Annotated in this window: 23 protein-coding genes; 12 read left to right on the top strand and 11 right to left on the bottom strand. The window is 73.4% G+C overall.

All coding sequences use genetic code 11. The features are described 5' to 3' along the window. Positions 1-2: 2 nt before the first annotated feature. From H4696_RS51070 to H4696_RS00715, 6 genes are all read left to right on the top strand, one after another. Entirely contained in the window at positions 3-1,544 is a 1,542-nt protein-coding gene (locus H4696_RS51070) for a hydantoinase/oxoprolinase N-terminal domain-containing protein (RefSeq protein ID WP_086860088.1), read from the top strand. Beyond that, positions 1,544-2,614 carry a DUF917 domain-containing protein gene (locus tag H4696_RS00695; RefSeq protein WP_086860090.1) on the top strand — a complete coding sequence of 357 codons (1,071 nt, stop codon included), beginning with the start codon at positions 1,544-1,546 and terminating at the stop codon, positions 2,612-2,614. Before H4696_RS51070 ends, H4696_RS00695 begins: the two co-directional genes overlap by 1 nt. Continuing rightward, entirely contained in the window at positions 2,611-3,702 is a 1,092-nt protein-coding gene (locus H4696_RS00700; protein WP_086860092.1) for a DUF917 domain-containing protein, read from the top strand. Before H4696_RS00695 ends, H4696_RS00700 begins: the two co-directional genes overlap by 4 nt. Beyond that, the gene (locus tag H4696_RS00705; protein WP_086860094.1) at positions 3,702-4,412 is read left to right on the top strand and encodes an SDR family oxidoreductase; all 711 of its coding nucleotides are present in this window, start codon (positions 3,702-3,704) and stop codon (positions 4,410-4,412) included. The genes H4696_RS00700 and H4696_RS00705 overlap by 1 nt, the downstream gene beginning before the upstream one ends. A gap of 21 nt (positions 4,413-4,433) precedes the next feature. Further along, positions 4,434-5,504, top strand: coding sequence for a DUF917 domain-containing protein (locus H4696_RS00710; protein WP_192781975.1), 1,071 nt, complete (start codon positions 4,434-4,436; stop codon positions 5,502-5,504). A gap of 118 nt (positions 5,505-5,622) precedes the next feature. Continuing rightward, complete coding sequence (locus tag H4696_RS00715) at positions 5,623-7,104, top strand: PucR family transcriptional regulator (RefSeq protein WP_086865455.1); 1,482 nt, start codon at positions 5,623-5,625, stop codon at positions 7,102-7,104. On the opposite strand, the gene H4696_RS00720 is transcribed toward H4696_RS00715, so the two are convergent. The 3 genes from H4696_RS00720 to H4696_RS00730 are packed head-to-tail and all read right to left on the bottom strand — an operon-like array spanning position 7,101 to position 9,630. Next, on the bottom strand, positions 7,101-8,804 hold the full coding sequence (locus tag H4696_RS00720; RefSeq protein ID WP_192781976.1) for a WXG100 family type VII secretion target: 1,704 nt from the start codon (positions 8,802-8,804) through the stop codon (positions 7,101-7,103). The genes H4696_RS00715 and H4696_RS00720 overlap by 4 nt on opposite strands. Then, positions 8,804-9,118 (bottom strand): hypothetical protein, encoded by a 315-nt coding sequence (locus tag H4696_RS00725; protein WP_338078645.1) that lies wholly within the window; start codon positions 9,116-9,118, stop codon positions 8,804-8,806. Before H4696_RS00725 ends, H4696_RS00720 begins: the two co-directional genes overlap by 1 nt. Beyond that, a complete protein-coding gene (locus H4696_RS00730) occupies positions 9,115-9,630 on the bottom strand; it encodes a YbaB/EbfC family nucleoid-associated protein (RefSeq protein ID WP_192781977.1) in 516 nt (171 codons plus the stop codon). Before H4696_RS00730 ends, H4696_RS00725 begins: the two co-directional genes overlap by 4 nt. Positions 9,631-9,807: 177 nt before the next feature. Here H4696_RS00730 and H4696_RS00735 point away from each other — a divergent pair, with 177 nt between their 5' ends. Continuing rightward, complete coding sequence (locus H4696_RS00735) at positions 9,808-10,824, top strand: aldo/keto reductase (RefSeq protein ID WP_086864955.1); 1,017 nt, start codon at positions 9,808-9,810, stop codon at positions 10,822-10,824. Positions 10,825-10,871: 47 nt separating this feature from the next. Here the strand turns inward: H4696_RS00735 and H4696_RS00740 are convergent, their stop codons facing one another. Next, complete coding sequence (locus H4696_RS00740) at positions 10,872-11,336, bottom strand: septum formation initiator (RefSeq protein WP_143265438.1); 465 nt, start codon at positions 11,334-11,336, stop codon at positions 10,872-10,874. 101 nt (positions 11,337-11,437) lie between these two features. Between H4696_RS00740 and H4696_RS00745 the strand changes: the two genes are divergently transcribed. The 3 genes from H4696_RS00745 (at position 11,438) to H4696_RS00755 (ending at position 13,791) form a co-directional block, all read left to right on the top strand. Next, positions 11,438-12,127 (top strand): response regulator transcription factor, encoded by a 690-nt coding sequence (locus tag H4696_RS00745; RefSeq protein WP_086864957.1) that lies wholly within the window; start codon positions 11,438-11,440, stop codon positions 12,125-12,127. Continuing rightward, a complete protein-coding gene (locus H4696_RS00750; protein ID WP_086864958.1) occupies positions 12,124-13,395 on the top strand; it encodes a HAMP domain-containing sensor histidine kinase in 1,272 nt (423 codons plus the stop codon). Before H4696_RS00745 ends, H4696_RS00750 begins: the two co-directional genes overlap by 4 nt. A gap of 72 nt (positions 13,396-13,467) precedes the next feature. Then, positions 13,468-13,791: a hypothetical protein gene (locus H4696_RS00755; protein ID WP_086864959.1), complete on the top strand. Its 324-nt coding sequence runs from the start codon at positions 13,468-13,470 to the stop codon at positions 13,789-13,791. 61 nt (positions 13,792-13,852) lie between these two features. Here H4696_RS00755 and H4696_RS00760 read toward each other — a convergent pair whose 3' ends face one another. Further along, the gene (locus H4696_RS00760; protein WP_086864960.1) at positions 13,853-17,119 is read right to left on the bottom strand and encodes a glucodextranase DOMON-like domain-containing protein; all 3,267 of its coding nucleotides are present in this window, start codon (positions 17,117-17,119) and stop codon (positions 13,853-13,855) included. Positions 17,120-17,243: 124 nt separating this feature from the next. On the opposite strand from H4696_RS00760, the gene H4696_RS00765 reads away from it, so the two are divergent. After that, positions 17,244-17,654, top strand: a complete 411-nt coding sequence (locus tag H4696_RS00765; RefSeq protein WP_086864963.1) for an ATP-binding protein — start codon at positions 17,244-17,246, stop codon at positions 17,652-17,654. Positions 17,655-17,659: 5 nt separating this feature from the next. Here the strand turns inward: H4696_RS00765 and H4696_RS00770 are convergent, their stop codons facing one another. The 6 genes from H4696_RS00770 to H4696_RS00795 all read right to left on the bottom strand — a co-directional run bounded on the left by H4696_RS00770 (position 17,660) and on the right by H4696_RS00795 (position 25,797). Then, positions 17,660-18,382, bottom strand: a complete 723-nt coding sequence (locus tag H4696_RS00770; RefSeq protein ID WP_086864961.1) for a GAF and ANTAR domain-containing protein — start codon at positions 18,380-18,382, stop codon at positions 17,660-17,662. A 520-nt stretch (positions 18,383-18,902) separates the two neighbouring features. Further along, on the bottom strand, positions 18,903-19,205 hold the full coding sequence (locus H4696_RS00775; protein ID WP_086864962.1) for an STAS domain-containing protein: 303 nt from the start codon (positions 19,203-19,205) through the stop codon (positions 18,903-18,905). After that, positions 19,202-23,281, bottom strand: a complete 4,080-nt coding sequence (locus tag H4696_RS00780; RefSeq protein WP_192781978.1) for a SpoIIE family protein phosphatase — start codon at positions 23,279-23,281, stop codon at positions 19,202-19,204. Before H4696_RS00780 ends, H4696_RS00775 begins: the two co-directional genes overlap by 4 nt. 145 nt (positions 23,282-23,426) lie before the next feature. Further along, complete coding sequence (locus H4696_RS00785) at positions 23,427-23,849, bottom strand: ATP-binding protein (RefSeq protein WP_192781979.1); 423 nt, start codon at positions 23,847-23,849, stop codon at positions 23,427-23,429. Next, positions 23,846-25,417 carry a PP2C family protein-serine/threonine phosphatase gene (locus H4696_RS00790; RefSeq protein ID WP_192781980.1) on the bottom strand — a complete coding sequence of 524 codons (1,572 nt, stop codon included), beginning with the start codon at positions 25,415-25,417 and terminating at the stop codon, positions 23,846-23,848. Before H4696_RS00790 ends, H4696_RS00785 begins: the two co-directional genes overlap by 4 nt. Continuing rightward, positions 25,417-25,797, bottom strand: coding sequence for an STAS domain-containing protein (locus H4696_RS00795; protein ID WP_086861682.1), 381 nt, complete (start codon positions 25,795-25,797; stop codon positions 25,417-25,419). The genes H4696_RS00790 and H4696_RS00795 overlap by 1 nt, the downstream gene beginning before the upstream one ends. Before the next feature lie 168 nt (positions 25,798-25,965). Between H4696_RS00795 and H4696_RS00800 the strand changes: the two genes are divergently transcribed. After that, complete coding sequence (locus tag H4696_RS00800) at positions 25,966-26,349, top strand: STAS domain-containing protein (RefSeq protein WP_086861680.1); 384 nt, start codon at positions 25,966-25,968, stop codon at positions 26,347-26,349. The last annotated feature ends 20 nt before the right edge of the window (positions 26,350-26,369 follow it).

Consider the following 26,369-nt stretch of genomic DNA (forward strand, 5'->3'; position numbering starts at 1 on the left):
TCGTGCGCATCGGCATCGACGTCGGCGGCACCAACACCGACGCTGTCCTGCTCGACGGCCGTCAGGTGCTCGCCTCGGTCAAGACCAGCACGACCGCGGACGTCACTTCGGGCATCGTCGCCGCGATCGACGGCCTGCAGCGGCAACGCGCGTTCGACCCGGCGGCGGTGCGGGCGGTGATGATCGGCACCACGCACTTCATCAACGCCCTCGTCGAGGCCCACCGGCTCGCGCCGACCGCGGCCGTGCGGCTGAGCCTGCCGGCCGGGGCGTCGCTGCCGCCGATGGTCGACTGGCCGCAGCGGCTCGTCGACGCGGTGTCTGGGCGCAGCTACCTGGTCCACGGTGGACACGAGTTCGACGGGCGGCACATCGCGGAGCTCGACGAGAGCGAGCTGCGCAAGGCCGCCGACGACATGGGGGAGGCCGGGGTGCGCAGCGTCGCCATCACCTCGGTCTTCTCCCCGGTCAACGCCGAGTTCGAGGCCCGCGCGGCCGAGATCATCGCCGCGCAGCTGCCGGACGTCGCGATCTCGCTGTCCCACGAGATCGGCCGGATCGGGTTGCTGGAGCGGGAAAACGCGACGGTGATCAACGCGGCGCTGCGCGAGCTGGCCGCGCACATCGTCGACGGGCTGGCCGCGTCGGTCACCGGCGCGGGCATCACCGCGCCGCTCTACCTGAGCCAGAACGACGGCACGCTGATGGACGTCGACTTCGCCCGCCGCTACCCGGTGGCGACGTTCGCGTCCGGGCCGACGAACTCGATGCGCGGCGCGGCCGTGCTGTCCGGTTTGGACACCTGTGCGGTGGTCGACGTCGGTGGCACCACTTCGGACGTCGGCGTGCTGCGGCAAGGCTTTCCGCGTGAGGCGACCACCGACGTCAGCGTCGCGGGCATCCGGACCAACTTCCGGATGCCGGACGTGCTGTCGATCGGCATCGGTGGCGGCAGCCGGGTGCGCGGGAACGTCACCGTGGGCCCGGACTCGGTCGGCTACGAACTGACGTCGAAGGCACTGGTCTTCGGCGGGGACACGCTCACCGCGACCGACATCGCGGTCGCCGCGGGTCGCGCGGAGATCGGTGATCCGTCGCTGGTGTCGCATTTGGACCGTTCACTGGTGCGGGCCGCGCTGGACAGGATCGCCGCGGACGTGTCCGATGTGGTCGAACGGATGCGGACGTCGGCCGAGCCGCTGCCGGTGGTGGCGGTCGGCGGTGGCTCGGTGCTGCTGCCGGACGAGCTGGCCGGCTGCGGCGAGGTGCACCGGCCGGAGAACTACGCGGTGGCCAACGCGATCGGCGCGGCCATCGCGCAGATCGGCGGCGAAGTCGACCGCGTCTACGTGATCGAGCCCGGCCGGCGGGAAGCCGTGGTCGACGAGGCGAAGCAGGAGGCAGTCGACCGCGCGGTCGCCGCCGGTGCGTCGCCGGCGTCGGTCGGCATCGTCGACTTCGACGAGGTGCCCATCCCGTACCTGCCCGGCAACGCCACGCGCATCCGCGTCAAGGCCGTCGGCGACCTGCAGCTGGGGGCGTGATGCGCGAGATCACCGAACACGACCTCGACGACATCGCCCGCGGTGCCGCCATCCTCGGCACCGGCGGCGGTGGCGACCCGTACATCGGCAGGCTGCTGGCGCTGTCGGCGGTCCGCTCGCACGGTCCGGTGCCGCTGGTCCCGCTGGCCGAGGTGGGGGACGACGCCGTCGTGCTGCCGGTGGCGATGATGGGCGCGCCCACGGTGATGGTGGAGAAGCTGCCCTCGGCCGAGCAGGTGGGCCTGGCCGCGCGCACGCTCGCCGGCTACCTCGGCAAGGAGCTGACGCACATCGCGTGCGCCGAAGCCGGTGGAGTCAACTCGCTCATCCCGGTCGTCGCGGCCGCGCAGCTCGGCCTGCCGCTGGTCGACGCCGACGGCATGGGCCGCGCGTTCCCCGAGCTGCAGATGGTACTTCCCACACTGTATGGAATCCGCGCGACTCCGATGTCGATTGCCGACGAAAAGGGCAACCGCGGAGTATTGGATACCATCGACAACCGGTGGGCGGAGCGCCTGGCGCGGTCGGCGACGATCGACATGGGCTGCTCGGCGATGATCAGCAACTACGCGATGTCCGGCGGGCAGGCGCGGGAGTCCCTGGTGCCGGGCACGCTGAGCCTGTGCGCGGAGCTGGGCGCGCTGGTCCGCGCCGCGCGCGCTTCGCACGAGGATCCCGTCGCCCGGGTCGTCGAGCGGCTCGGCGGGCGGCGGCTGTTCACCGGCAAGGTCGTCGACGTCGCCCGCCGGACGGTCACCGGTTTCGCCCGCGGCGAGGCGAAACTGTCCGGAATGGACGGCGACAGTGGTGCGGAACTGGTGCTGCGCTTCCAGAACGAGCACCTGGTGGCCGAGCGCGACGGCGTCGTCCAAGCGTCGGTGCCCGACCTGATCTGCACGCTGGAGCGTGAATCCGGCGAGGCCGTGACGACCGAAGGGCTGCGGTACGGCCAGCGCGTCACCGTGATCGCCGCGCCCGCCGACCCGCGCTGGCACACGCCGGAGGGCATCGCGCTCGCCGGGCCGCGGTACTTCGGCTACGACATCGACCCGATCGGGGTGGCCGGGTGAGCTGGATCCTGACCGAGGACGACCTGCCCGACCTCGCCCGCGGCGCCGCCGTGCTCGGCACCGGCGGTGGCGGCGACCCGTACGTCGGGCGGCTGCTCGTGCGCGAGGCCATCCGGGAGCACGGGCCGATCACCGTCCTCGACCCGTCCGAAGTGGACGACGACGCCCTGGTGATTCCGACCGCGCAGATGGGCGCGCCGACGGTGGTGCACGAGAAGCTGCCCAACGGCGCCGAGCCCGTGCTGGCCTTGCGGACGCTGGAAAAGCACCTCGGGAAGCGCGCGGACGCGACCATGCCGATCGAGTGCGGGGGCATCAACTCGATGATCCCGCTGATCGTCGGCGCCCGGCTCGGGCTGCCGGTGGTCGACGCCGACGGCATGGGCCGGGCGTTCCCGGAGCTGCAGATGGAAACGTTCGGTGTATACGGTATCCCGGGCTCGCCGATGGCGATCGGCGGCGAACGCGGCGAGACGACCGTGATCGACACCGGCGCGGACAACAAGCGGATGGAATGGCTGGCCCGCGGGATCACCATCCGGCTCGGCGGGGTCGCGCACATCGCCGAGTACGCGATGAGCGGCGCCGACGTGAAGCGGACCGCCGTGCCGCAAACGCTTTCGCTGGCGCTGACCGTGGGTCGGACGATCCGGGAAGCGCGTGAGCGCAACGAGGACCCGGTCGAGCGGTTGGCGTCGGCGTTGCGCTCGACGCCATACCAGCACCTGCGGGTGCTGTTCCGCGGCAAGGTGTCCGATGTGGAGCGCCGCACCGAGGCGGGCTTCGCGCGCGGCCGGGCGGCGGCGGTGTCGTTCGACGGTGCGAGCAAGCTGGAGATCCTGTTCCAGAACGAGAACCTGCTGGCCACTGTGGACGGAACCGTGCGGTGCGTGGTGCCGGACCTGATCTGCGTCCTCGAGTCGGCCACGGCCGAGCCGATCACCACCGAAACGCTGCGCTACGGCCAGCGCGTCACCGTGGTCGGCATCTCGACCCCGCCGCTGATGCGGACGCCGGAAGCGCTGGCCACCTTCGGCCCGGGTGCGTTCGGGCTGCCACACGAGTTCGTCCCCGTGGAGGAGATCTGATGAGCTTGGCCGGGAAGCACGTCGTGATCATCGGCGGCGGCTCGGGCATCGGGCGGGAGGTGGCCCGGCGGTCCGCCGCGGCCGGGGCTTCGGTCCACCTCGGCGGGCGGACCGCGGAGAAGCTGTCGGCGGCGGCCGAGGACATCGGCGGGACCTGGCAGGTCGTCGACAACACCGATCAGGACTCGCTGGCCGCGTTCTTCGGTGCGCTCGACCGCGTCGACCACCTCTTCACGCCCGGCGCGTCCTACACCGTCGGGCCGCTGCGGGAGCTGAGCGATTCCGACGCGGCCAGCCCGTTCGTGATGAAGTTCTGGGGCCAGTACCACGCCGTCAAGCACGCGGTCCCGAAGCTGGCGCCCGATGCGTCGATCGTGCTGATGTCCGGCGCGGCGAGCGTCCGGCCGCCCGGCGCCGCGCCCGCGTACGTCGCCTGCAACGCCGCCGTCGAAGGGCTCGGGCGGGGGCTCGCGGTCGAGCTGGCGCCGGTCCGGGTGAACGTCGTCGCGCCGGGGACCATCGACGGCGACCTGTGGGCCGGGCGGCCCGCGGACGTCCGGGAGGCGAGCTTCGACCAGTACTCGCGTGACACGCTGCTGCACCGCGTGGGGAAGGAGTCCGAAGTGGCCGACGCGGTGCTGTACCTGTTCGGCAGCACGTACACCACCGGGTCGACGCTCTACCCCGACGGTGGGTACGCGCTGCGCTGAGCTCGTCTACTGTGGTCAGTCATGCGCATCGCCGCCGGTGACGTGGCCGCCCTCGAACGCGGGGTGGCCCTGCTCGGGTCCGGGGGTGGCGGGGACACCGTCACCGCCGCCGTGCTGCTGCGCCGGCTGGTCGAGGGCGGTCGCTCGCTCGGTGTTTCACCGGTGGCCGAGCTGTCCCCGTCAGCCCGGGTGGTGCCGGTCGGCGTCGTCGGCGCGACGGCGGCGTTCACCGAGAAGCTGCCCGGCGGCGACGAGTTCGCGGCCGCGGTGGCTGCCGTCGAACGCTGGACCGGCGAGCGCGCCGACGCGCTGATGTCCATCGAGATCGGCGGCCTCAACGGGCTGCTGCCGCTGGTGGTGGCCGAGCAGCTCGGGCTCGCCTACGCCGACGCCGACCTCTCCGGCCGCGGCCTGCCCCGGCTCGACCAGTTCTCCGTCGCCGCTACCGGCCGCGGGATCGCGCCGGCCGCGCTGGCCGAACCCGGCGGTCAGGTGGTGGTGCTGGCGGCCGGGTCCGACGCCGTCATCGAGCGGGGGACCCGCGCGTTCCTGGCCGGCTCCGGCGGCTGGGCGGCGTTCGCCCTCGCGCCCATCCCGGCCGGGGAACTGGCCGGGTGCGCCGTATTGGGCACGACGAGCGGCGCGCTGGCACTCGGCCGCCGCGTGCTGGCCGCGGGGGAGAGCCCGGCGCGCGAGGCGCTCGAAGCGGCGTTGGACGGCTCGGTGCTGGCCCGCGGCCGGGTCCTCGAAGTCGCGCGGCACGTCGGGCCGGGGCAGCACGGCAGCCCGGGTTTCGGCCGCGGCAGCGTCACACTGGCCGACCACCGCGACGGCGCGCTGCTGCGGCTGGAAATGGAGAACGAATACCTGCTGGCGCTGCGAGACGGCGCACCGGTGGCGTCCACCCCGGACGTGCTGTCGGTGCTCGACCACCGCACCGGCGTGCCGGTGTCGTGCGACGCGATCCGCGCCGGCGTGGAGGTCGACGTGGTGCGCCTGGCGGCGGCGCCGTTCTGGACCGACCCGCGCTGGCTGCCGGTGGTGCGCCCGCGCGCGTACGGCATCGACTGCGACCCGGTGGGCCTCCCGTGACCGGCCACCCCCGAGCGCCCCAATGTGGCCTTCGGTGCGTCAGACGCACCGAAGGCCACCTTGGGTGCGTCAGACGCAACCAAGGCCACCTTGGGGCGCTTGAGAACGGAGGGCTCCCGTGAGCTTGCGGCGGGTGCTCGCGTTGCCGGGCTGGGCGGAGCACGTCCGGGTGGTCGCCGGCGCGGCCGGGCTCGACCGTCCACTCGCGACGGTTCAGGCCACTTTGGACGCTTCGCGCGTGCCGGCGGCGGGGGAGCTGACCGTCGTCGTCCGGCCGGTCGCCGGGACGGACTGGCGGATCGACGCCCTCCTGCGCCGCTGTGCCGACGCCGGGGCGGCCGCCGTGCTGCTGCCCGGCGCCGCTCCGCTCACCGCGTCGCGCCTGCTCGCCGATCGCCTGGCCGTGCCGCTGCTGGGCACGGAAGCCTCGCCGCTGGACCTGCTCGTCGAAGCCCGGCTGCTGCTCGCGGCACCCGAACTGGACCGCGCCGGCCTGCTGCTGGCCACCCACCGCGCGCTCGGCGACCGGCTGCGGCCGCCCGAAGAGGTCGTCGCGGTGCTGCGGCGGCTGCTACGGTCCCCGGTCGCGGTGCTGGACGACCGCGGGGCGCCGCTGGCCGGCGAAGTCACCGGGCGCGTCCGGCTCGACGAGCCGGTTCCGCAGCGCACCGAGCTCGACGACGGCGTGCTGGTGGCCCACCCCGTGCTGCTGCAGCGGCCGGCGCTGTGGCTGGCGGCCGAGCTGCGGGGGACCGAAGCCGCCCGCGCCGACGTCGTCCCGCCCGCGCTCGCGGTGGCCGCCGGCGTGCTCCAGCGCTGGCTGCTGGCCAACCGGCTGGAGCTGGAGCGGGACGCGCGGTCGCGCACGGCGTTGCTCGGCGACCTGCTGCGCCTGGACACCGAGCCCGGCGCGGACCTGCGCCGCCGGGTCGCGGACGCCGGGTGGCGGCTCGGCGGCTGGCACGTCGGGCTGCACATCGGCGTCCCCGCGGCGGTCGACACGGTGGCCCGCACCCAGGACGTGGTGCGGGCGCTGCGGGCGGAGGACGTCGAGGCGGTGGTCGTCGAGCACGACGACGGCTGGACCGGCTGGGTCACCTTCGACCACGAGCCGACCGCGGCCCGGGTGCGGTCGCTGGCGACCCGGCTGCAGGCCGCGCACCGGACGCTCCGCCTGGGCGCGCACATGGGCGTCGGCCGTCCGCACGCGCGCCCGGAAGGCCTCGCGGCGACGCTCGCGGAAGCCCGCGACGCGGCCCGGCTCGCCGCGACCCGGCCGGAAACCGGGCACTTCCTGCACGTCGACCAGCTCGGCATGGCCCAGCTGCTGCTCGAGTGGACCCGCACGGACACGTTCGAGCCGGCCGCGCGGGCGCTTATCGCCCCGCTGCTGGACGCCCCGGGCGACCTGGTCCGCACCCTGGCGGCCTACCTGGACGCGGAGTCGTCGCTCGCCGAGACGGCCACGGTGCTGGGCGTGCACCGCAACACCGTGGCCGCGCGGGTGGCGCGGATTTCGCAGCTGCTCGGCGTGGACCTGTCCCGCCCGGACGAGAGGCTGGCCCTGCACCTCGCGTCCCGGGCGGTGACGCTCGACTAGTCATCGTCCCCGCCGCCGGTGACGTTGCCGATGCTGGCCGGCACGCCCTTGATCATGTCGACGACGGTCTTGCCCGCCAGGCCCGACTTGCCGAACCACGGGTCGGTCATGACCTTGATGGCCGACTCGAACTTTTCGGCGCCTTCCTTGCCGAAGAGCTTCCCCAGCTCGTGCACGGAGAAGTTGCTGATCTTGTCGAACTTTTGCATGATCTCGGGCGTCACACCGTCCACTTGGGACAGCTTGTTCTTGATGACGTCGGTCATCTGATCGGTGAACGGCTTGTGCGGCTTGGGATCCGGGGTCGGAGTCGGGTCCGGTGTGGACGACGAGGGCGCGGGTTCCGGCTTGGGCTCGGGAGTGGTGTCGGGCTTCGGCTCGGGCTTGGGTTCCGGTGTGGCCGAGGACGGCGCGGGTTCCGGCTTCGGCTCGGGGGTGGTGTCCGGCTTGGGTTCGGGCTTGGGGTCCGGGGTGGCCGACGATGACGAGGGCGCGGGTTCCGGTTTCGGTTCGGGCTTGGGCTCGGGAGTGGTGTCGGGCTTCGGCTCGGGCTTGGGTTCCGGTGTGGCCGACGACGGCGCGGGTTCGGGCTTCGGGTCCGGTTTCGGTTCCGGTGTGGTGTCCGGCTTGGGCTCGGGCTTGGGTTCCGGCGTGGCCGAGGACGGTGTGGTCTCGGGCTTCGGCTCGGGCTTGGGTTCCGGTGTGGTGTCCGGCTTGGGCTCGGGCTTGGGCTCCGGCGTGGCCGACGACGGCGCGGGTTCCGGCTTCGGCTCAGGTTTGGGGTCCGGCTTGGGCTCGGGTTTGGGCTCCGGTTTCGGCTCCGGCGTCGCCGAAGACGGCTTGGGCTCGGGCTTCGGGTCCGGCTTCGGCGCCGGGGTGGGGTCCGGCTTCGGGGTGGGCGTCGGGGTGAGGCTGCTCGACGGGGGCTTGACGGCCGCCAGGTCGTCGCCCGCCTTGCCCATCTTCGTCAACGCCTGCAGCAGGTCGCCGAGCTTCTTGGCGAGCTGGGCCAGCTTCGCGCCGATCTTGCCGAGCGCCGTGGCCACCGTGCCGATGGTCGTGCCGATGAAGATGGCGATCGACGCGCCGAACGTCACCGGGGCCAGTGCCGCCGCGATCAGGGCGCCCTTGATGATCGTCGCGAGGAGCATCGCGATCAGGTCGCGGAGGATGCCGCGGAAGGCGCCGACGATGCCGCCCGCGATCTTCATGTTCTTGCCGGCCTGGTCGAGGTACCAGCCGAGGGAACCGAGCTGCTCGGTGACCGCGTCCATGTCCTTCTTGAACTGGTCCGCGGCGTTGCCGCTCCACTCCTTCAGCAGCGTGTCGAGCGCCTGCTGGTGCTGCGCCGACCACTCCTCGAGCTTCTTCTTCTCCGCGGTAAGCGCTTCACTGGCCGCCGCGATGCCGATCGGGTCGCCCATCAGGATGTCCAGCGGCCAGCGCAGGATCGTGATGTGCTCGATGAGCCAGCCGATCCCGGCCGTGAGCAGGCTGCCGATCGGGTCGAGCACGAGGCCGATCGTCTCCAGCGCCATGCCCGCCGAGCCGATGCCGATCGCGACCTTGTCGTTTTCCTTGACGGCCTTGTCGAGGCCGATCGCCGCTTCGAAGAAGCCCGCGCCGGCCGACGCGTTGTCGCTGTTGAACAGTTCGGAGCCGTGGAGGCTGACGTCCTTGCCCTGGTAGTCGTCGCCCACTAGTCGAACCTCACGATCGAGTTCACGGCGTCCTCTTCACCCGACTGGTAGCGCTTCGCGGCCTCGGTGACCTTGTCGGCGAACTCGCCGATGGTCTTCGAGTAGGCGTCGAACTGGTGCCGTGCCTTGTCCGTCCAGGTGCTCGCGCCCGCGGCCATCAGCTGGCACGCCGGGTTGATGCCGAACATGCCGGGGTCGCAGACCATGCCGCCGACGAGGTCCGACGTGCTCTTCAGGTTGCTCTGCAGCTCGTCCAGGTGCTTGCCGAAGTTGGCCAGGGGCTCCGAAGAGACCTTGAAGCCGCCGCCGCTCACCAGGGGTTCGATTCGTCGTCGAGGTGGTCGTCGGCCGGGGGACGGCGACGCGGGGCGGACGGCGGTGCGGGCGGGGCGGCCGGGCGCGGCGGCGCGGGCGGCGGGGTCCGCTCGGGCTCGGCCGCGTTCTCGGGCGCCGCGAAGTCGCCGTCCGGCGGCGGGTCGGGCGGCAGGAAGGACCGGACCATGTCGGTCGACTCGCCGTCGCCGTTGATGGTGGCGAAGGAGTCGGCGACGGCGCGGGCGGTCTGGCGCTGGGCGTCGCGCACCGCGCCCATGATCGCCTTCGTCAGCCGCGCCGGGCCCAGTTCGCACGCGCGGTGCCCGAGCTCGAGGTTCGTCAGGGCGCCGTTCGGGGCGAGCGTCACGGTGACCGCGCCGTCCCGGGTGCGGACCGTGGCCCCGGCCGCGGAAATCGCTTCGTTCAGCGCCGCGGCCTTCGACTGCATTTCCCGGACCTGCCGCTCGAGCAGCAGCTGGAAGTCTTCACCTGGCCCCAAGTTCGGTTGCACGAATTCGACTCCTCGAGGAAGGGGTGCGGGCCGGCGCCCTTGATCCGGCCAGGCTAGCGCACACCGGACGTTCATCCGGTGCTAGCCGGGGATATGCCTGGATGACTCCCCGAAGTTGCCCGCGAATGCCCCCGATCGGGTTGACCCGGACCGCGCTCCGGGTTGCACGATCGAGTCATGACCGAACTGGACGACTACCGGCCGCTGGGCCGTTCCGGGCTGCGCGTCTCGCCGCTGGCGCTGGGCACGCTGACCTTCGGCACCGGCCCGCTCTGCGCCGATGACGACACCGCCCGCAAGGTCTTCCGCGCCTACACCGAGCGCGGTGGCAACTTCGTCGACACCGCCGACAACTACAGCGCCGGCCGCAGCGAGGAACTGGTCGGCGAGTTCCTCCGCGACGTCGTTCGCGACGACGTCGTGCTCGCGACCAAGTACTCCGGCCCCGACTTCCGCGACGGACGGCCGCACTCCGACCCGCGCCGCCGCAGCAACGGCCGCAAGAACATGGTCGCCTCGCTGGAAGCGTCGCTGCGCCGGCTCGGCGTCGACCACGTCGACCTGTACTGGCTGCACATCTGGGACGGCTGCACCCCGGCCGAAGAGGTCGTGGCGGCGTTCGACGACCTCGTGCGCGCCGGCAAGATCCGCGCGGCCGGCCTCAGCGACGTCCCGGCGTGGTACGCGACGAAGGCCGCGATGCTCGGCGGGCCGCCGGTGACGGCGCTGCAGCTGGAGTACTCCCTGATCGAGCGCGCGATCGAGGCCGAGTTCGTGCCGCTGGCGCGGGAGTTCGGCATCGCCGTCCAGCCGTGGGGCGCGATCGGCGGCGGCTTCCTCACCGGCAAGTACACCCGCGACGGCGACGGCACCGGCCGGCTCGCCGTCCCGGGCGACGCCGGTTTCCGCGCCCTGCCCGAGACCCGCTGGGCGGTGCTGGACGCGGTCCGCGCGCTCGCGGCCGAGGTCGGCGCGACCCCGGCCCAGGTGGCGCTGCACTGGGTGACGCGCCGCCCGTCGATGCCCGCCCCGCTGATCGGCGCGCGGTCACCCGAGCAGCTGGCCGAAACCCTGGGCGCGCTGACGCTCGAGGTGACCGACGCCCAGCTCGACCGGCTGACCGAGGTGAGCGCGCCGGAACTGCCGTTCCCGCACGGCATCCTGGCCCGGCTCAACGCCGGCCTGCCGGGTTGAGATCGCGCGTCGCATGCCCGGCCGGCGGCGAACTTAGGCGCGTTGCGCTAGCCGCGGCCGTGGTGGCCGTCGTCGGCGACTGTTTCGGCGTGCGGCTCGCCGTCGCGGCAGGACACGAGCACCACGTTCTCGGTCCCGTCGTTCTTGAACTTCACCGACGCGGTGGCGGCCGGGCCGCGGGCGACGTCGTCGGCGCGGAAGCCGGGCGCCGGGCTCCACGACAGCAGCTCGACCCGGTTCTCGGTGCACTTCGCGACGAGGCTGCCGCCGGGGACGGTCAGGCCACGCGGTTCCGGTGCGCCCGGCGAGGTCGTCGTGGCCGGCGGGACCGGTGCGGAGGTGCTCGCGGGCAGCGTTTGCAGGGCGCGGGCCACGTCGTCGGCCGAGAGCGGCTGGTTCTGGGGGCCGAGGATGCCCGCGCCGACGACGTCGAGGGCCACCGTGCCGACGCCCGCGGTCGCGGCGGCGGCCAGCAGCCAGCCCGCCGCTATCAGCACCCCACGCCGCTTCATCCGTCCACTGTGCCATCCGGGCGGGTTAAAGCGCGGCTAAGCCGCCCTTAGCGTTCGCCTGGAGCCCGGCGAAGCGGCTTCGCGTGTGTAGCCTCCCGAAGATGGCGACCGTGCTGCTCGTCGAGGACGACCCGACCATCCGCACGGCCGTGCTGCGCGCGCTGACCGAACGCGGGCACGCCGTGACGTCCGCGCCGACCGCGATGGCCGGGCTCCAGGCCGCCGTCACCGACCGGCCCGACGTCGTGCTGCTCGACCTGGGCCTGCCCGACCTCGACGGCCGCGAGGTGCTGCGGATGGTCCGGGCGGTCAGCGCCGTGCCGATCATCGTGGTCACCGCCCGCGGCGCCGAGGAGGAGATCGTCCGGCTGCTCGACGCGGGCGCCGACGACTACGTGGTCAAGCCCTTCGGCGGTGCCCAGCTCGACGCCCGGATCCGCGCCGTGCTGCGGCGCAGCGAGCCGGAGGAGCCGACGGCGCCGGTGGTGGTCGGCGGCTTGAGCGTGGACGCGCGGACCCGGCAGGCGTTCCTCGAGGGCGAACCGCTCGACCTCACCCCGCGCGAATTCGACCTCCTGCACTACCTCGCGAGCCGGGCGGGGACCGTGGTGAGCAAGCGCGAACTGCTCACCGACGTCTGGAAGCTGCCCTACGCCGGCGCCGACAAGACCGTCGACGTCCACCTTTCGTGGCTGCGGCGCAAGCTCGGCGAGACCGCGCAGGAACCGCGGTACCTGCACACCGTGCGGCGGGTCGGCGTCCGGCTGGCCGAGCCGGGGGCCGGCGCGTGAGGAAGCGGCTCGCCGTTCTCGTCGCCGCCGCGATGAGCCTGGTGCTGGTGGCGTTCCTGGTGCCGCTGGCGATCCTGCTGAAGTCGGTCACCGCGGACCGCGCGGTCACGGCCGCCACGGCGAAGGCCCAGTCGCTCACGTCGCTGGTGGCGACGGCGAGCACCGCGGCGCTGAGGCCGGCGGTCGACCAGCTCAACACGGCCGCGGGCCACCCGGTGACCGTGTTCCTGCCCGACGGCACGGTGCTCGGCGCGCCCGGCCCGCGCACGCCCGGGGTCACGCTGGCCGCGGCCCAGGGCAGCAGCCTGACCGTCGAAGGTGACGACGGCCGGGAGATCCTGGTCGCCGTCCAGGGACTGCCGCGGGGGACCGCGGTCGTGCGGGCCTTTGTGGACCGGGCGGAGCTGACCCGCGGACTGGGCGCGGCCTGGCTGGTCCTGGCCGGGCTGGGGGTGCTGCTGCTGGCGCTCGGGGTGTTCGTCGCCGACCGGCTGGCGCGTTCGATCGTGCGCCCGGTCCACGAGCTCGCGGCGGTTTCGCGCCGGCTCGCCGACGGCGACCTCGACGCCCGCGCGCGGCCCGGCGGCCCGGGGGAGGTGCGGTCGGTCGCGGCCGCGTTGAACCTCCTGGCCGCCCGGATCCGCGACCTGGTCCGGCAGGAACGCGAAGCGGTGGCCGATATCTCGCACCGCCTGCGGACGCCGTTGACCGTGCTGCGGCTGGACGCCGAGACGCTGCGCGACCCCGAGGAAGCGGACCGGATCACCGGCCACGCCGAAAGCCTGGAGCGCCAGGTGACCGCGCTCATCGACCAGGCGCGGGCGCGGGACGCGGCGCCGGGGGCGTGCGACGCGGCGCTGGTCGTCCGCGAACGGGCGGACTTCTGGGCGGTGCTGGCCCAGGACCAGGAGCGCGCGGTGACGGTGGCGGTCGACCCGGGGCCACTGCCGGTGGCGGTCGGGGAGCCCGAGCTGGCGGCGTGCCTGGACGCGTTGCTGGGCAACGTTTTCGCGCACACCCCCGAGGGAACGGCCTATGCGATCCGGCTGTCGGCGACGCCCGCGGGCGCCCGCCTGGAGGTCTCGGACGAGGGCCCGGGCTTCGACGAGGTCCCGCGCGGCGAGAGCGGCGCCGGCTCGACCGGGCTCGGGCTCGACATCGCCCGCCAGACGGCGCGCGCGTCCGGCGGCACGTTCAGCGTGACCCGCGCGCGGCCGCACGGCGCCCGGATCGCGCTGGAGCTCGGTGCGGCGTTAGGGATGCCTTAAGGTGCGGGCAGCGCGCCGCTAGCGTCCGGTGCGTGAAGCTCTTTTCGTTGACAGGAAACGAAAGGAACGCACATGCGCAAGATCCTGGTGATCGCCGCGGCCGGTGCCGCGCTCGCGGTGGGCGGCACGACGGCGGCCTTGGCCCAGTCCGGTGCCGACGACGGGCGTCCCACGACCACCAGCCCGTCAGCGGTGGCGTCGATGACCTCGACTTCCGCGACCACCACAGAATCCCGGCCCGCACCGAGCACGTACCCGACCCGCGCGCACGACTTGGGCGACGACCACGGCGGGCGGACCGCTGAGCCCGGCGACGATCGCGGCCGGGGCGCGGAAGCGGGTGACGACCACGGTGGTCACGGCGACGACCACGGGCGCCACGGCCGCGACCACTGACCCGAATACGCGCGCCCGGCCGGTCCACAGTGGACCGGCCGGGCGCGCGTCCGCGAAACCCTCAGCCGACCGGCACTCCGCGGATGGCGACCGGGCCGCGGGTCGGATCGAGCTCCGCCGCCTGCTCCACCCCGGCCGGCGTGAGCACGTCGAACGCCTTCGGGGCCGTGGCCGGGTCCGCCGCGCACACCGGGGCCGTGCCGCCCGCCGGGCAGAGACCGAACGTGTACTGCCCGGCCGTCGGCGTGAACGGGCGCGCCTGGTCGGGGGAGTTGCCGTCCTGGCCGGTGAGCACGACCGCGAACGTCCACCCGGCCGACGGCGTCCCGAACGCGGACTTCGCCACGCTGACCGTGATGTACCGCGTCGCCTGCGAAGCCTGCACGGACGGCGAAGCGAGCGAAGCGCCCGAAGCGTCGACGAGCGCCGGTTCGGCGAAGCCCTGGACCTCGAGGCGCCGGCTCCACGCGTCCTGCGGCGCGATCGTGTACGCCCGGCTCGGGAACGGCGGCGCGGTCGACGTCGCCGTCGCGGCCGGGTCGTGCGCGTAGATCGTCAGCAGCTGCGCGCCCAGTGGTGAGCCGAACGTCGGCGACAGGTCGCGGAGCTGGGCGCGGAACACCAGGTTCGCTCCCGAGTCGATGACCTGGAAGCGCTGCAGGTCGAACGCGCCGGCGTGGAAGTCGCCCGCCGTCGGGTAGGTGTACGTGCCCGGGCCGTTGTCGTCGCCGTCCGGGTCGGCGGTGTCGAGCAGGACCGTGCCGGTGACGAAGTCGGAGCTGATCGTCTTCTGCGCGTACCCGGTGCCCGCGCCGGTCGCGGCCGCCGTGACGACGTTCGCGCCGAGCGGGGTCGGCACGGTCGCGCCGAACGTCCCGGCCGCCGACGCCCGGACCGACACCACCGAAGTCGTCCCGGCGTCGGTGGCCGACACCGCGAGGTCGACCCGGCTGCCCGCCGGTGCGGTCCCGGTGACCTCGGCGGTCGCGGTCGACACGGACGCGGGCGCGTCGAGCGTCACCGGCAGCGCCGCGGGCGGCGCGTGCGTGACGTACCGGGCGCGGACGTCGGCGGGCTGCTCGGGCAGCCGCCCGTCGTCGAGCGCCCTGGCCAGCCGCACCGACTGCGACTGCGCCCAGCTCAGCGGCGCCACCGAACCGACCGACTGGCCCGGGGTGAAGCCGATCGACGCCGTCCGCGGGTCCGTGCCGTACGGCGACGCGGGCAGCGCCGGGTTCTCCCAGATCTGCTCGGGGATCAGCCCGGTGCCCCCGGTCTGCGCCCGCATCGCGCGCAGCAGCGCCGCCGCGCCCGCCCGGTCGCCGGTCTGCACGGCGTGCTCGCCGCGCTCCCCGGCCAGCACCGGCCACAGGTGCCCGGACCCGGTGTTCGTCGAGGGCCACGGCGCCCCGGTCGGGCCGCAGTTCGTCGGATCCGGTTCGTAGCAGTCGCCGTAGCCGTCTTCGCTGCCCGCCGCCGACGTGCCGTAGCGGTACCAGCCCGGCCCGGCGGGGGTGTCCTTCTTGATCACGCGGTCCACGACGGCGAGCGACGCGGCGATGTCCGGGTCGTTCGCGGGCAGCACGCCGAGGCGCGGCAGCTCGAGGAACCCGGCGTCGACGACCGCGCGCTGGTCGGCGTCCACCGAGCCGTTGCCGAGGTTGTAGATCCACTCGGAGTTTGGGTCGCCGTTCTTGGTCAGCCGCAGGAAGTACCGGCCGCCGTACGGGCCGTTCGACGTCACGGTCCAGCCCTTGATGCTGCGCTGGAAGTGGTCGGCGGTGGCCCGGTAGACGTTCGCGCGCGCCGGGTCACCGTTGCGGTCGGCGATGACGCCCGCGGCGACGAGCCCGGCGATCTCGGCGGCGATGGTCGAGGGGGAGTACCCGCCCTGTTCTTCCCAGCGCTCCGAACCGAACGCCGGCCCGTGCGCGACGACGAAGTCCGCGGCCGCGCGGATGTGATCGGTGTGCAGCGTCCGGTCGCGGTCCAGTCCGGCCTGTAGCGCCATCAGGATCGGGTACGCGCTCTCGTCGAGCTGGTCGCCACCGGAGTCGGGCGCCTTCTTGCCGTTGAGCAGGGAGTTGCGCGGGAACCGGCCGTCCGGCTGCTGCTGGCGGGTGAACAGCCAGCGCACGCTCGCCCGCGCCGTTTCGCGGTCGCCGGCCGCGAGCAGGCCGGAGAAGCTCTCGTAGAGGTCGCGGGCGAAGATCTCGCGGTAGGACCCGAAGTACACCGGCTTGCCGCCGGGCGCGTCGCCCGCGGAGACCGCTTGCCCCCACGGGCTGCCGAGCGACGCGACCACCGCGCCGGGGAACGTCTTGTCCTCACTGGCTTTCAGCACGTTGACCGACTGCAAGTACGCGTCGGAATCCCGGCCGCGCACCGGGATCAGCCCGTTGTCGTAGTCGCGCCACTCGCGCGCGTACTGGCGGTAGCTCTGGTCGAACGGCGTGCGCAGGCTCGCCCCGGCCGTGGCGACGGCGGTCCGCGCGTCCGCGCCGAACCCGAGCACCAGCACGGCGGGCCGGTACGGCTGAAGGTCCAGCTGCGCGGTCTGCACGACGTTCCCGTTCACCGCTGACGGCGTCGTATCGGTGAGCCGGTGGTCGCGGTCCAGCTGCGCCAGCCCGTCGCCGGTGGTGCCGGCGAACCCGCTGGACGTCGCCAGGAACCGGCGGTCGGCGCGCAGCGCGGCGGCCAGCGGCGTGCCGTAGTCGCGGGCCGGGGCGCTGGAGACGGTGTTCGCGTCCGCGCTGACCAGCGCGCTCGTCGCCGCGTCGACGGTGGCGGTGTCCCCGCCGCCGTTGGCCGGGCCGCCCCCGCCGTTGCCGTTGATGCTCGCGTCGTACCGGACGTAGACCTTGAGGTCGTTGCCGGAACCCCGCAGCGGTTCGAGGCGGGTGCGGATCAGGACGCCGGTGCGGGCCGGGTCGGCCAGGTACTCGGTGACCAGCCGGTACCGGCCGCTGCGCGGGGTCGACGTCACCTCGCAGGCCATCCCGCCCGCGGTGGTGCGGACCGTGTAGGTCATGTCGCGCGCCTGCAGATCGGTGAAGCTGCGCCCGTCGGTGACGGCGAACTGCAGCGACTCGACGTTCGTGTTGTCGATCACCGGGGCGTAGACATCGGACAGCACGCCGCCCGCCACCGTGAACCACGCCTTGCTCGCCGTGTTCCGCGCGGTGCCGAGGCAGTCCTTGCGGGCCAGGCCGAAGTGCGAAACCGCACCCGGCCCCGGCGCGGGGGCCGCGGCGGCCACCGGGGCGGACAGCAGGGGCGCGGCCAGCGCCGCGCACAGCACCACGGACCACGTCGACCGAGTCATCCGCCCATCCGATCACGGCGGGCGCACCACGCACCAGGGCCGAACGCAGCAGCGAAAACCGTTACCCGTGATTGAGATACCGAACCGGTGGGTAGCAAACCCACAGTCCCCCGGGGAGGTGAACGTGGAAGAGCTGGGATCGGACGGCTGGCGGTACCGCGGCACTATTTCGCCACGGACGTTGCCGAGCCTGCGCCGGCACCTGGTCTCGTGGTTGCGGCGGCGGGCCGGCGAGGAGGTCGGCAGGCAGGCCGACGACGTCGTGCTGGCGTGCTGGGAAGCGATGGCCAACGTGCTCGACCACGCCTACGGCGGCCGGCCGGGACTGATCGACGTCCGCGCCAGAGTCGACGAGGAGGTGCTCGTCATCACCGTCGCCGACCAGGGCCGCTGGGAGTCGATCACCGAGCGTGACGATGGCGGCCGGGGCTTGCGCCTGATCCAGGCGCTCGTCGACGGGCTCGACCTCCGCTCCACCGACGACGGCACCGTGATCACGCTGACCTGGCCGTTCCCGGTGCGCCGCACCGCCTGAGCGGCTCAGCCGGCGGACAGCTCTTCGACGAACCGGGCCGCGACGTCCCGCAGCTTCACGTTGGTGTGCTGGGATTCCGTGACCAGCCGCTTCATCGCGTCGTCGGCGCCGATCCGGTGCACGGCCATCAGGATGCCCTTGGCCTGCTCGATCACCGCCCGCGTGCGCATCGCCGCTTCCAGCTCGATCGCCTGTCTTCGGGCTTGGCGGTACCGCCGGGTGGTGCGCAGCCCGAACGAAACGATCGTGGTGTAGAGCTGCAGCAACCGCGAGTCGGTCTCGGCGAACCCGTGATCGCCGTAGCCGAAGAGGTTGAGCGCGCCGGAGAGGTTCTCGTCCACCCGCAGCGGCGCGGCGAGGTAGCTGCCGACGCCGAGCGCGCGGGCGTGCGTGGTGAACGACGGCCACACGACGTCCGCGGCGACCAGCGGCAGCCGCACGATCTCCCCGGTCGCCGCGGCCCGCAGGCACGGGCCTTCGCCAGCGGCGTACTGGAACCGGTCGATCTCGACGGCGCGGTCGTCGGTGGACGCCACGGTCGCCGGCTCGCCGTCCCTGATCGCGGTGATGCTGGCCATGTCGGCACCGGGCACGGCGCGGACGGCTTCCGCGCAGACGGCGTCGAGTATTTCGGCTTCGGCGGGTTCGGACTCCAGCGCGCCGGTGAGCCCGGCCATGGCGGCGGTCAGTTCGTCGAGGTGCTCCGGCGGGAGCGGTTCACCGGTCACGCGATCATCTCCCGTCCCGGACGGCGGTGGGTCGAGCGCACCGCTGCTGCTTCAACGGAACGGCGAAACCTTACCCGCGGGCGGTGCGCCTTCCGCAACACCCGGCGCGCGGCGATGCCGTGAACGGGTCTTTCCTGACGTGGGAGGCCAGGGCCGCGGCAAAGTCGCGCGGCCAGGTCACTCCGCCGCCGGCGACCCGCTCGCCCACGTCTTGAATGACTCATTCAGGTCTTCGGAGGTCCTGAATGAGTCATTCAAGACGCCGGCGCACCGCTGCGGGCCGCACCGACGCGACTTTGCCGGGCCCCTGACGTGGGAGGCGGTGAACGGGTCGTTCACGGCGTGGGACCGCGGAGACCGGCCCGCGGGGAGAAGTGCGGTGAAGCGGTGGTTCCGGCCCGGCGCTCGCTGCTGAACGTCGTGGGTTGGCGCCGGGAACCACCTCACGCCGGCCGGCGTGACAACCCACCCCGCGACCGTCGCTTCGAGTCACGTACCCCGTGCGGAGCGGGTCAACCCTTCAGCGGACAGTCACCTTCGCGACCTGGCCGAGACCGGACACCCGCAGCACGCGTTCGAGCAGCCGCGGGGCGATCAGGCGCAGGTCGTGCGCCTCGGTCCGGTCGAACAGCACCGCGATGCCCGCGCTGTCGAGGTAGGTCACCCCGGTGAGGTCCACGGTGATCGCGGTCCCCTCCGCCAGCTCGCGGTCCAGGGCCGCGCCGAACTCGGCGGCGTTGCTCATGTCGATTTCGCCGGTGACGCTCAACGTCCGGTCGCCGTCGTCGCCCCGACCGGCGACCAGGGTGAGAGCCGTCGTCACGAACCGATTCTCCATTCCAGCGTGACGGTGGTGCCTTCGGAATCGTGCCGGACGGTGACCGCGTCGGCCAGTGCTTCCATCATCGGCATGCCGCGGCCGCGCAGCACCTGGTTGTCCGGTGGTGGCTGCTTCCAGCGGCCGTCGTCGGTGACCACGACGACCAGGTGGGAGCCGGTGAAGCGGGCGGTGAGGTGCGCGATGCCGCCCGTCGCGCCGGGGTAGGCGTGCTCGGCGGCGTTGGCGCACGCCTCGCCCGCCGCGACGAGGACGTCCTGGGCGAGTTCGGTCTCCAGCTCCGTGGTGGCGAGCCACGCGCGCAGCCAGGTGCGGGTCGAGGCGAGGCTGTCCGGGTGCGCCTCGAAGTCGAGCGTCAGCGGGGGCACCGACCGGCGGTAGAGCAGCAGGGCGACGTCGTCTTCGTAGCCGTCGTCGGGCCGGAGCCGGCCCATCAGGGTGGCCGCGAGGTCGGTCAAGTCGGCCTCTCGCACGTCGTGGGCCACTTCGGTGGCCCGGGTGATGCCGTCGTCGAGGGATTCGCGGCGGCGTTCGACGAGCCCGTCGGTGTAGAGCATCAGCAGCGAGCCGACCGGGACGACCGCGGTCGCTTCCGGCCGCTCCGCCTCGACGCGCACGGCGAGCGGCACGCTGCCACCCGCGTCGAGGAACTCCGACGAGCCGTCGCCGTGCACGAGGGTCGCGGGCGGGTGCCCGGCGCTGCTGTAGGTCAGCGCGCCGGTGGCCGGGTCGAGGACCCCGCAGAAAACGGTGGTGCACAAGGCACCCGGCAGCCGGTCGGCGAAGCGGTCGAGGGTGTTCAGGGTGTGCGCCGGGCCGTTGGCCTCCAGCAGCAGCGCCCGGCAGGCGCTGCGCAACTGCCCCATCACCGCGGCCGCCGTGAGTCCCCGGCCGACGCAGTCGCCGACGACGATGCCGATCCGGTCGCCGCCCAGCGCGATGACGTCGTACCAGTCGCCGCCGACCTCCAGGGGCGGGGTCGCCGGCTCGTAGCGCACCGCGAAGCCGTCGGGGAGCCGGGCCGGGCCGAGGATCGAGCGCTGCAGCGCGATCGCGACCTCCCGCTGCCGGTCGTCGCGGTGCGCGCGGCGCAGGGCGTGCGCGAGCGTCCCGGCCAGCAGCGCCAGCAGCGTCCGGTCTTCGGTGCCGAGGATGCGGCCCCGCGCGGGCTCGACCCAGAGCGTCAGCCGGCCGCCGGGGTGGTCGACGGAGGTGCCGGCCCCGCCGTCCACCGCCGTCGTGTGCAGCGCCGGGAGCGAGCGGAGCCGGTCGAGCGTCTCGCGCAGCGGCGCGGCGAGACCGGTCCAGCCGTGGTCGCGGGGGTCGGTCGAGGTGAGCTCCGGGACGCCGTCCCGCGGCCAGGTCACCGTGAGGACTCGCTCGGCCGACCACAGCTCGCGCACCAGCTCGAGCGCGACGCGGAGCACCTCCGGCACCCCGCTGACCCCGGTGAGGCGCTGGTTCATCGCGGCGAGCGCGTTCTCGCGCTGCACGGCGTAGCGCTCGGCCGTGACGTCCCGGACCGTGCCGACGAGCCGGCGTCGGCCCTCGTCGTCGTGCAGCGCGTTGTAGGCGATCGCGGCCCACACCCGGTGCCCGTCGCTGTGCCGCAGCGGCGCGACGAAGCTGCCCGCCGGCGAGTCCCGGACCCCGGCGAAGGCTTCGGCGACCTGGCGGTGGGCTTCGGGATCGGCGTCGGGGTCCGGCCACCACGGGAACGGCTCGCGGTAGGGCAGTCCCTCCGGGCCGGCGCCCAGCACTTCGGTGAACGCCGCGTTGATCTCGACGATCCGCCCCTCGGCGTCGCTGACGAAGAAACCCTCCTGCAGGGACTCGATCAGCGCCGCGCGCCACCGGGCGTGCTGCGACCGCAGCCGCGCCAGCTGGATGGTCGTGCGGACGCGGGCGAGCAGCTCCCGCGCCGAGAACGGCTTCACGAGGTAGTCGTCGGCCCCGGCGGCCAGCCCGTCGACGGCGGCCTCCTGCCCGGCCCTCGCCGAGAGCAGCAGCACCGGCACGGCGGCGGTGCGCGGATCGCCCCGCAGCTCGGCGAGCAGGCCGAGGCCGTCCAGCCGGGGCATCATCACGTCGCTGATGATCAGCTCGGGCGGCTCGGCGGACGCGGCTTCGAACGCCTCGACGCCGTCCCGCACGGACGTGACCGCGTAGTCGTCCCGCAGCAGCCGCACGAGGTAGTCGCGCATGTCGGCGTTGTCGTCGGCGATCAGCACGCGGGCGCCGGTCGCCGCGGCCGGCGCGGGCGTCGCGCTCCGGTCCGCGTCGGGCAGCCACCGCAGCGCTTCCTGCACGTACGGTTCCGCGGTCTCGGTGGCGATACCGGCCACCATCTGTTCCGCGGCGAGCTGGTCGGCAGGCAGGTGCCGGGTGCCCAGCGGCAGCCGGATCCGGAACGTCGTCCCGGCGCCGGGCTCGCTCTCGACGTCGATGGTGCCGCCGTGCATGCCGATCAGCTCGCGCACCAGCGCCAAGCCGATCCCGCTGCCCTCGTTCGAGCGGGCCCGCGCCGACGGGATCCGGTGGAACCGCTCGAACAGGCGCGGCAGCTCGGCGGCGTCGATGCCGGTCCCGGTGTCGGACACGGCGACCACGGCGTGCTCGCCGTCGAGGGCGGCCGTCATGCGGATCGCGCCCTCGAAGGTGAACTTGACCGCGTTGGACAGCAGGTTGAAGACGACCTTCTCCCACATCCCGCGGTCGACGTGCACCGGCTCGCCGATCGGGCGGCAGTCCACTTCGAACGCGAGCCCCGCCCGTTCGGCCGCGGCGCGGAAGAGGCTCGCCAGCTCCGCGGTGAACGCCGCCAGGTCCACCGGCTCGAACCGGGCCTGCATCCGGCCGGCCTCGATCCGGGAGAAGTCGAGCAGGTTGTTCACCAGCCGGCCCAGCCGCAGCGCGTTGCGGTGGATGACGGCCACCTCTTCGCGGATCCGCTCGTCGGCTTCGTCCAGCGCGTCCCGCAGTTCGGCGGCCGGGCTCAGGATCAGCGTGAGCGGGGTGCGGAACTCGTGGCTGATGTTGGCGAAGAACGTCGTCTTCGCCGCGTCCAGCGCGGTCAGCTCCTCGGCCCGCTGCTGCTGCAGCCGGTAGGCGATCGCGCCGTTGATCAGGGCCGCCGTCTGCTGGGCGACCAGGCCCAGGAACGTCCGGTAGGACTCGTCGAGCGCGCGCCCGGCGCTCGCCGCGAGCACGATCACCCCGATCGCGGCGTTCCCGTGGTCGCCCAGCAGCGGCAGCACCACGGCCTCGGTCGGCGGCGTGGACCAGCCGCCGGACGGCAGCTCGCCGACTGCCGCGTCCGACACCGTCCGCGGCACCCCGTCGGCGAGCACTTCCTCGAGCGGCCAGTCGGCCGGACGGCCCGTTCCCCCACCGCCGTCGGTGACCGCGATCCGCTCGAGCTCGCCGTCTTCGCCGCGGACGTGAACGGCGGCGTACGGGACGTCGGCGCCGGCCCGCCCCAGCACGGTGGCGACCAGCGCGCAGGCCTCACCGACGGTGCGGACGCCCCCGGCCTGGGCGCCCAGCTCGCGCAGCGTCGCCATCCGGCGCTCGCCGATCACGCGCTCGGTCGTCTCGGTGACCGCGGTGAAGACCCCGCGGACCGCGCCCTCGTCGTCGTGCACCGGGCTGTAGGAGTACGTCCAGTACGTCTCTTCCCAGTAGCCGTGCCGGTTCATCGGCAGCAGCAGGTCTTCGGACCAGGTCGCCTCGCCGGTGGTCATCACGCTGTCGAGCATCGGGCCGATGATGTGCCAGATCTCGTCCCAGACCCGCGCGCCGGGCTTGTCGAGCGCGGGGTGCTTGGTGCCGAGCAGCGGCAGGTAGGCGTCGTTGTAGAGGAACCGCAGCTCCGGTCCCCACCAGACGATCATGGGGAAGCGCGAGGTGAGGCAGATGCGGACCGCCGTCGTCAGGCTCGCCGGCCAGCCCGCCGGGTCGCCCAGCGGGGAGGAGGCCCAGCCGAAGTCCCGCATCCGGGCGGCCATCCGGCTGGTCCCGGGAAACACGGCGCGGTGGCCGGATTCTTCACCGACGCTCATCACTCTCCCGGTTCACGCGGCCCTGGACGAGCCTACTCGACCGGGGTATGCCCAGCTGGGTACGAGTTGACGCGTCCGGGTGGGCCGGTCGCGGGTGAGGTGGGTCGCAGCGTGGCCGACGGGGCTTCGGCCGGCCGGTGCCCCCTCAGCCCCCGTCGAGCAACCAGGTCATCGTGACCGTCGTGCCGTCCTCCCGGTGCACCTTCGCGCTCTGGTCGGCGAGCGAGTCGATCAGCAGCAGGCCACGGCCCCGCAGCCCGTTCGTCGCCGCCGGTGGCCGCCAGGTGCCGTAGTCCGTGACCGTCACCGTCAGCCGCCCGGCCAGTGCTTCGGCCCAGACGTCGATCGGGCCCAGCTCGCGGTCGCGGTAGGCGTGTTCGGCCGAGTTGGCCATCGCCTCGTACCCGGCCAGCACGATGTCCTCCTGCCGTTCCTCGCTCAGGCCGAGCGCGCGCAGCCACTCGGTCAGCGCCTCGCGCAGGTCCGGCAGGCGGCCGGCGATCGCGGGGGTTCGCCGGTGGAACGACGCCGCGGGGGCGGGGGCTCCCGGGGGGAGGGGGTCCGTCACGGGGTGTCCTCTCCGCGGTGGCGCACGTGGACGACCGCGATGTCGTCGTCGTGCCGTCCGCGCGTCAGTTCCTGGACGAGCTTGTCCCACGCCGTTTGGAGGTCGGCCGCGGCCAGCAGGGCGGGGATACCCGCCAGCAGCCATTCGATGCCGAGCGTGAGGTCGCGGGTGCGGCTCTCGACGAGGCCGTCGGTGTAGAGCACCAGATCCGCGCCGGGCGGGAACCCGGTGGAGCGCTGGGGGAAGGCCGACCCGACGCCGAGCGGCTGCGCCAGTGCCTCGCCGATCTGCTCGGGCGGCTCGCCCGGGCGGATCAGGATCGCGGGCAGGTGGCCGGCGTTCGCGTAGGTCAGCGTGCCGTCGGCCGGCCGGTGGACCGCGTAGAAACAAGTCACGAAGCTCTCGCCGAACAGCCCGGCGGTGAGGTCGGAGACGTGGCGCAGGACCTCCGACGGCGGCAGCTCGAGCCGGGCGTAGCAGCGGATCGCGGTCCGGACCTGGCCCATCACCGTCGCGGCCGTGATGCCGTGGCCGACGACGTCGCCGATGACGAACGCCGTCCCGCCGGAGGGCAGCCGGATCACGTCGAACCAGTCGCCGCCCACCTTGGTGCCGGTGACCGCCGGCAGGTAGCGGGTGAACACGTCGAGTCCCGGCGTGGGCGGGGCGACCGGCAGCATGCTGCGGGACAGCTCGGTGGCCAGCGTGCGCTCGCGTTCGTAGAGGCGGGCGTTGTCGAGCGCGATGGCCGCGTACGCGGCGATGCCTTCGGCGAGGTACTCGTGCCGGGCGGTGAACCGGTCCGGTTCGGGGTGGCCGAAGAAGAACCCGCCCAGCACCTCGCCGGTGGTCGGGCTGAGCGCCGGAACCGCCAGGTAGCTGCACACGGGCAGGTGCCCCGCCGGCATCCCGTGGTACGGCGCGTTCTTCCCGAACCGCGCGTCCTTCGTGATGTCGGGGCTGCGCACGGTGCCGGCGCCGTCGAACGTCGGCGCGAAGACTTCGGTGTTGCGCGGCATCGGGAAGCGCGTGAACTTCTCCCGCGGCACGCCCGAAATCGTGTACAGCGTGTAGGACTCGCCGAACTCGTCGACCAGGTTGTAGAAGAACGCGCCGAAGCCGGCTCCGGTCGCCTTCGTGGCGGCGTCGGTCGCGTCCTGCACGATGCGGTCGATGTCGAGCTGGGCGGTGAGCTCGCGGCCGGTGGAGTGCAGCGCGTCGAGCACCACGGCTTCACCCCGCAGCCGCCGGACGGTGGCGGCCAGGTCCGCGGTGGCGGCTTCGACGGCGGCGGCGACGAGCGCGGGCAGGTCCCCGACGCGCTCGGTGGTATAGACCACTGTGCCGTGGTCGCCGTCGGCGACGGCGATCGCCCGCGTGATCTCTTCGCCGGGCAGCAGATCCGCCAGCACCGCGCGGTCGGTCACGGCCACCGCGGCCCGGCCGCCCAGCACCGCGCGCGCTTCGGCGGGGCAGAGCGGCCGGATCCCGGTGGCGGCCGGGGAGCCGCCGACGAACGCGCGGCGCACGGCTTCCAGCACGGCTTCGGACCGCGCACCGGACGGCATCAGCGCGCCAGTGCTTCGGACAGTGAGGGGTAGATGACGAGTTCGTCGGTCAGCCGGGTCAGTTCGAGCGGGCGCAAGGTGATGCGGCCGCTGGCGACCACCCGCAGCGGGGCGGCCGCGGTCTGCCCGCGGTGCGCGCGGACGAGCTCGGCCATGCCCGCCGACGCCAGGAAGGTGACGCCGGTGAGGTCGATGACGAGCAGCGCGGGGCGCGACCGGGTCGCACGTTCGGCCAATTGGCGGAGTTTCGGTGCCAGCGCGAGGTCGAGCGCGCCTTCGACGCGCAGCACCGCGGTGCCTTCGCGGTCCTCCAGCACCACCGATCCCGCCGGACCGATCGTGTCGCCGAGTGCGTCCCCGGTCACGTCTCTTTCGGCCATGGCGCCCATCTTGCCTGTTCGCGGGCTTGCCCGAAAGCCGACCGGGCACTGGCGCGGCGGAGTGGCGCGCGGACGGGCATGATTGACACCGGTTGAGCAGACAGCCTTCGTGATCACGCACGCCCGCCGGACACCCCGGTGGCGTTGCCGAAGGCAGGAGTACGTCCCATGACGGAGCACACCCATACCGGAACCGCGTCGGCCGCCGTGTCGTTCGGGGAATTCGGCATCGCCCGGACGGACCAGGATGGTGCCGTCGTCCTCGAGGTCTCCGGGGACGTGGACACGACCACGGCGCCCGCGCTCGTGACGGCCGCGGACGAGGTGCTGGCGGCGGGACCGCCGGTGTTCGTGGTCGACCTGACCCGCGTCGAATTCCTCGCTTCCCCGGGCTTGACGGCCTTGCTGATGATCCACCGCAACGCCGCCGCGGGTACTTCGGTGCGGATCGTCGCGTCCGGCCGGGCCACCCTGCGCCCGATCCAGCTGACCGGACTCGAGGACAGCCTCTCGCTGTTCCCGACCCGGGAAGCGGCACTGGCCGGGTCCTGACCCGCGTCGTCCCGGTCGCG

Origin of the sequence: Amycolatopsis lexingtonensis, assembly GCF_014873755.1 — a bacterium.
GTDB lineage: Bacteria > Actinomycetota > Actinomycetes > Mycobacteriales > Pseudonocardiaceae > Amycolatopsis > Amycolatopsis lexingtonensis.

Coding starts and splice junctions, on each gene's coding strand:
- H4696_RS00710 (WP_192781975.1), top strand. CDS start 4,434: ATGCGCATCGCCGCCGGTGACGTGGCCGCCCTCGAACGCGGGGTGGCC.
- H4696_RS00695 (WP_086860090.1), top strand. CDS start 1,544: ATGCGCGAGATCACCGAACACGACCTCGACGACATCGCCCGCGGTGCC.
- H4696_RS00755 (WP_086864959.1), top strand. CDS start 13,468: ATGCGCAAGATCCTGGTGATCGCCGCGGCCGGTGCCGCGCTCGCGGTG.
- H4696_RS00760 (WP_086864960.1), bottom strand. CDS start 17,119: ATGACTCGGTCGACGTGGTCCGTGGTGCTGTGCGCGGCGCTGGCCGCG.
- H4696_RS00705 (WP_086860094.1), top strand. CDS start 3,702: ATGAGCTTGGCCGGGAAGCACGTCGTGATCATCGGCGGCGGCTCGGGC.
- H4696_RS00795 (WP_086861682.1), bottom strand. CDS start 25,797: ATGGCCGAAAGAGACGTGACCGGGGACGCACTCGGCGACACGATCGGT.
- H4696_RS00800 (WP_086861680.1), top strand. CDS start 25,966: ATGACGGAGCACACCCATACCGGAACCGCGTCGGCCGCCGTGTCGTTC.
- H4696_RS00790 (WP_192781980.1), bottom strand. CDS start 25,417: ATGCCGTCCGGTGCGCGGTCCGAAGCCGTGCTGGAAGCCGTGCGCCGC.
- H4696_RS00735 (WP_086864955.1), top strand. CDS start 9,808: ATGACCGAACTGGACGACTACCGGCCGCTGGGCCGTTCCGGGCTGCGC.
- H4696_RS00740 (WP_143265438.1), bottom strand. CDS start 11,336: ATGAAGCGGCGTGGGGTGCTGATAGCGGCGGGCTGGCTGCTGGCCGCC.
- H4696_RS00745 (WP_086864957.1), top strand. CDS start 11,438: ATGGCGACCGTGCTGCTCGTCGAGGACGACCCGACCATCCGCACGGCC.
- H4696_RS00780 (WP_192781978.1), bottom strand. CDS start 23,281: ATGAGCGTCGGTGAAGAATCCGGCCACCGCGCCGTGTTTCCCGGGACC.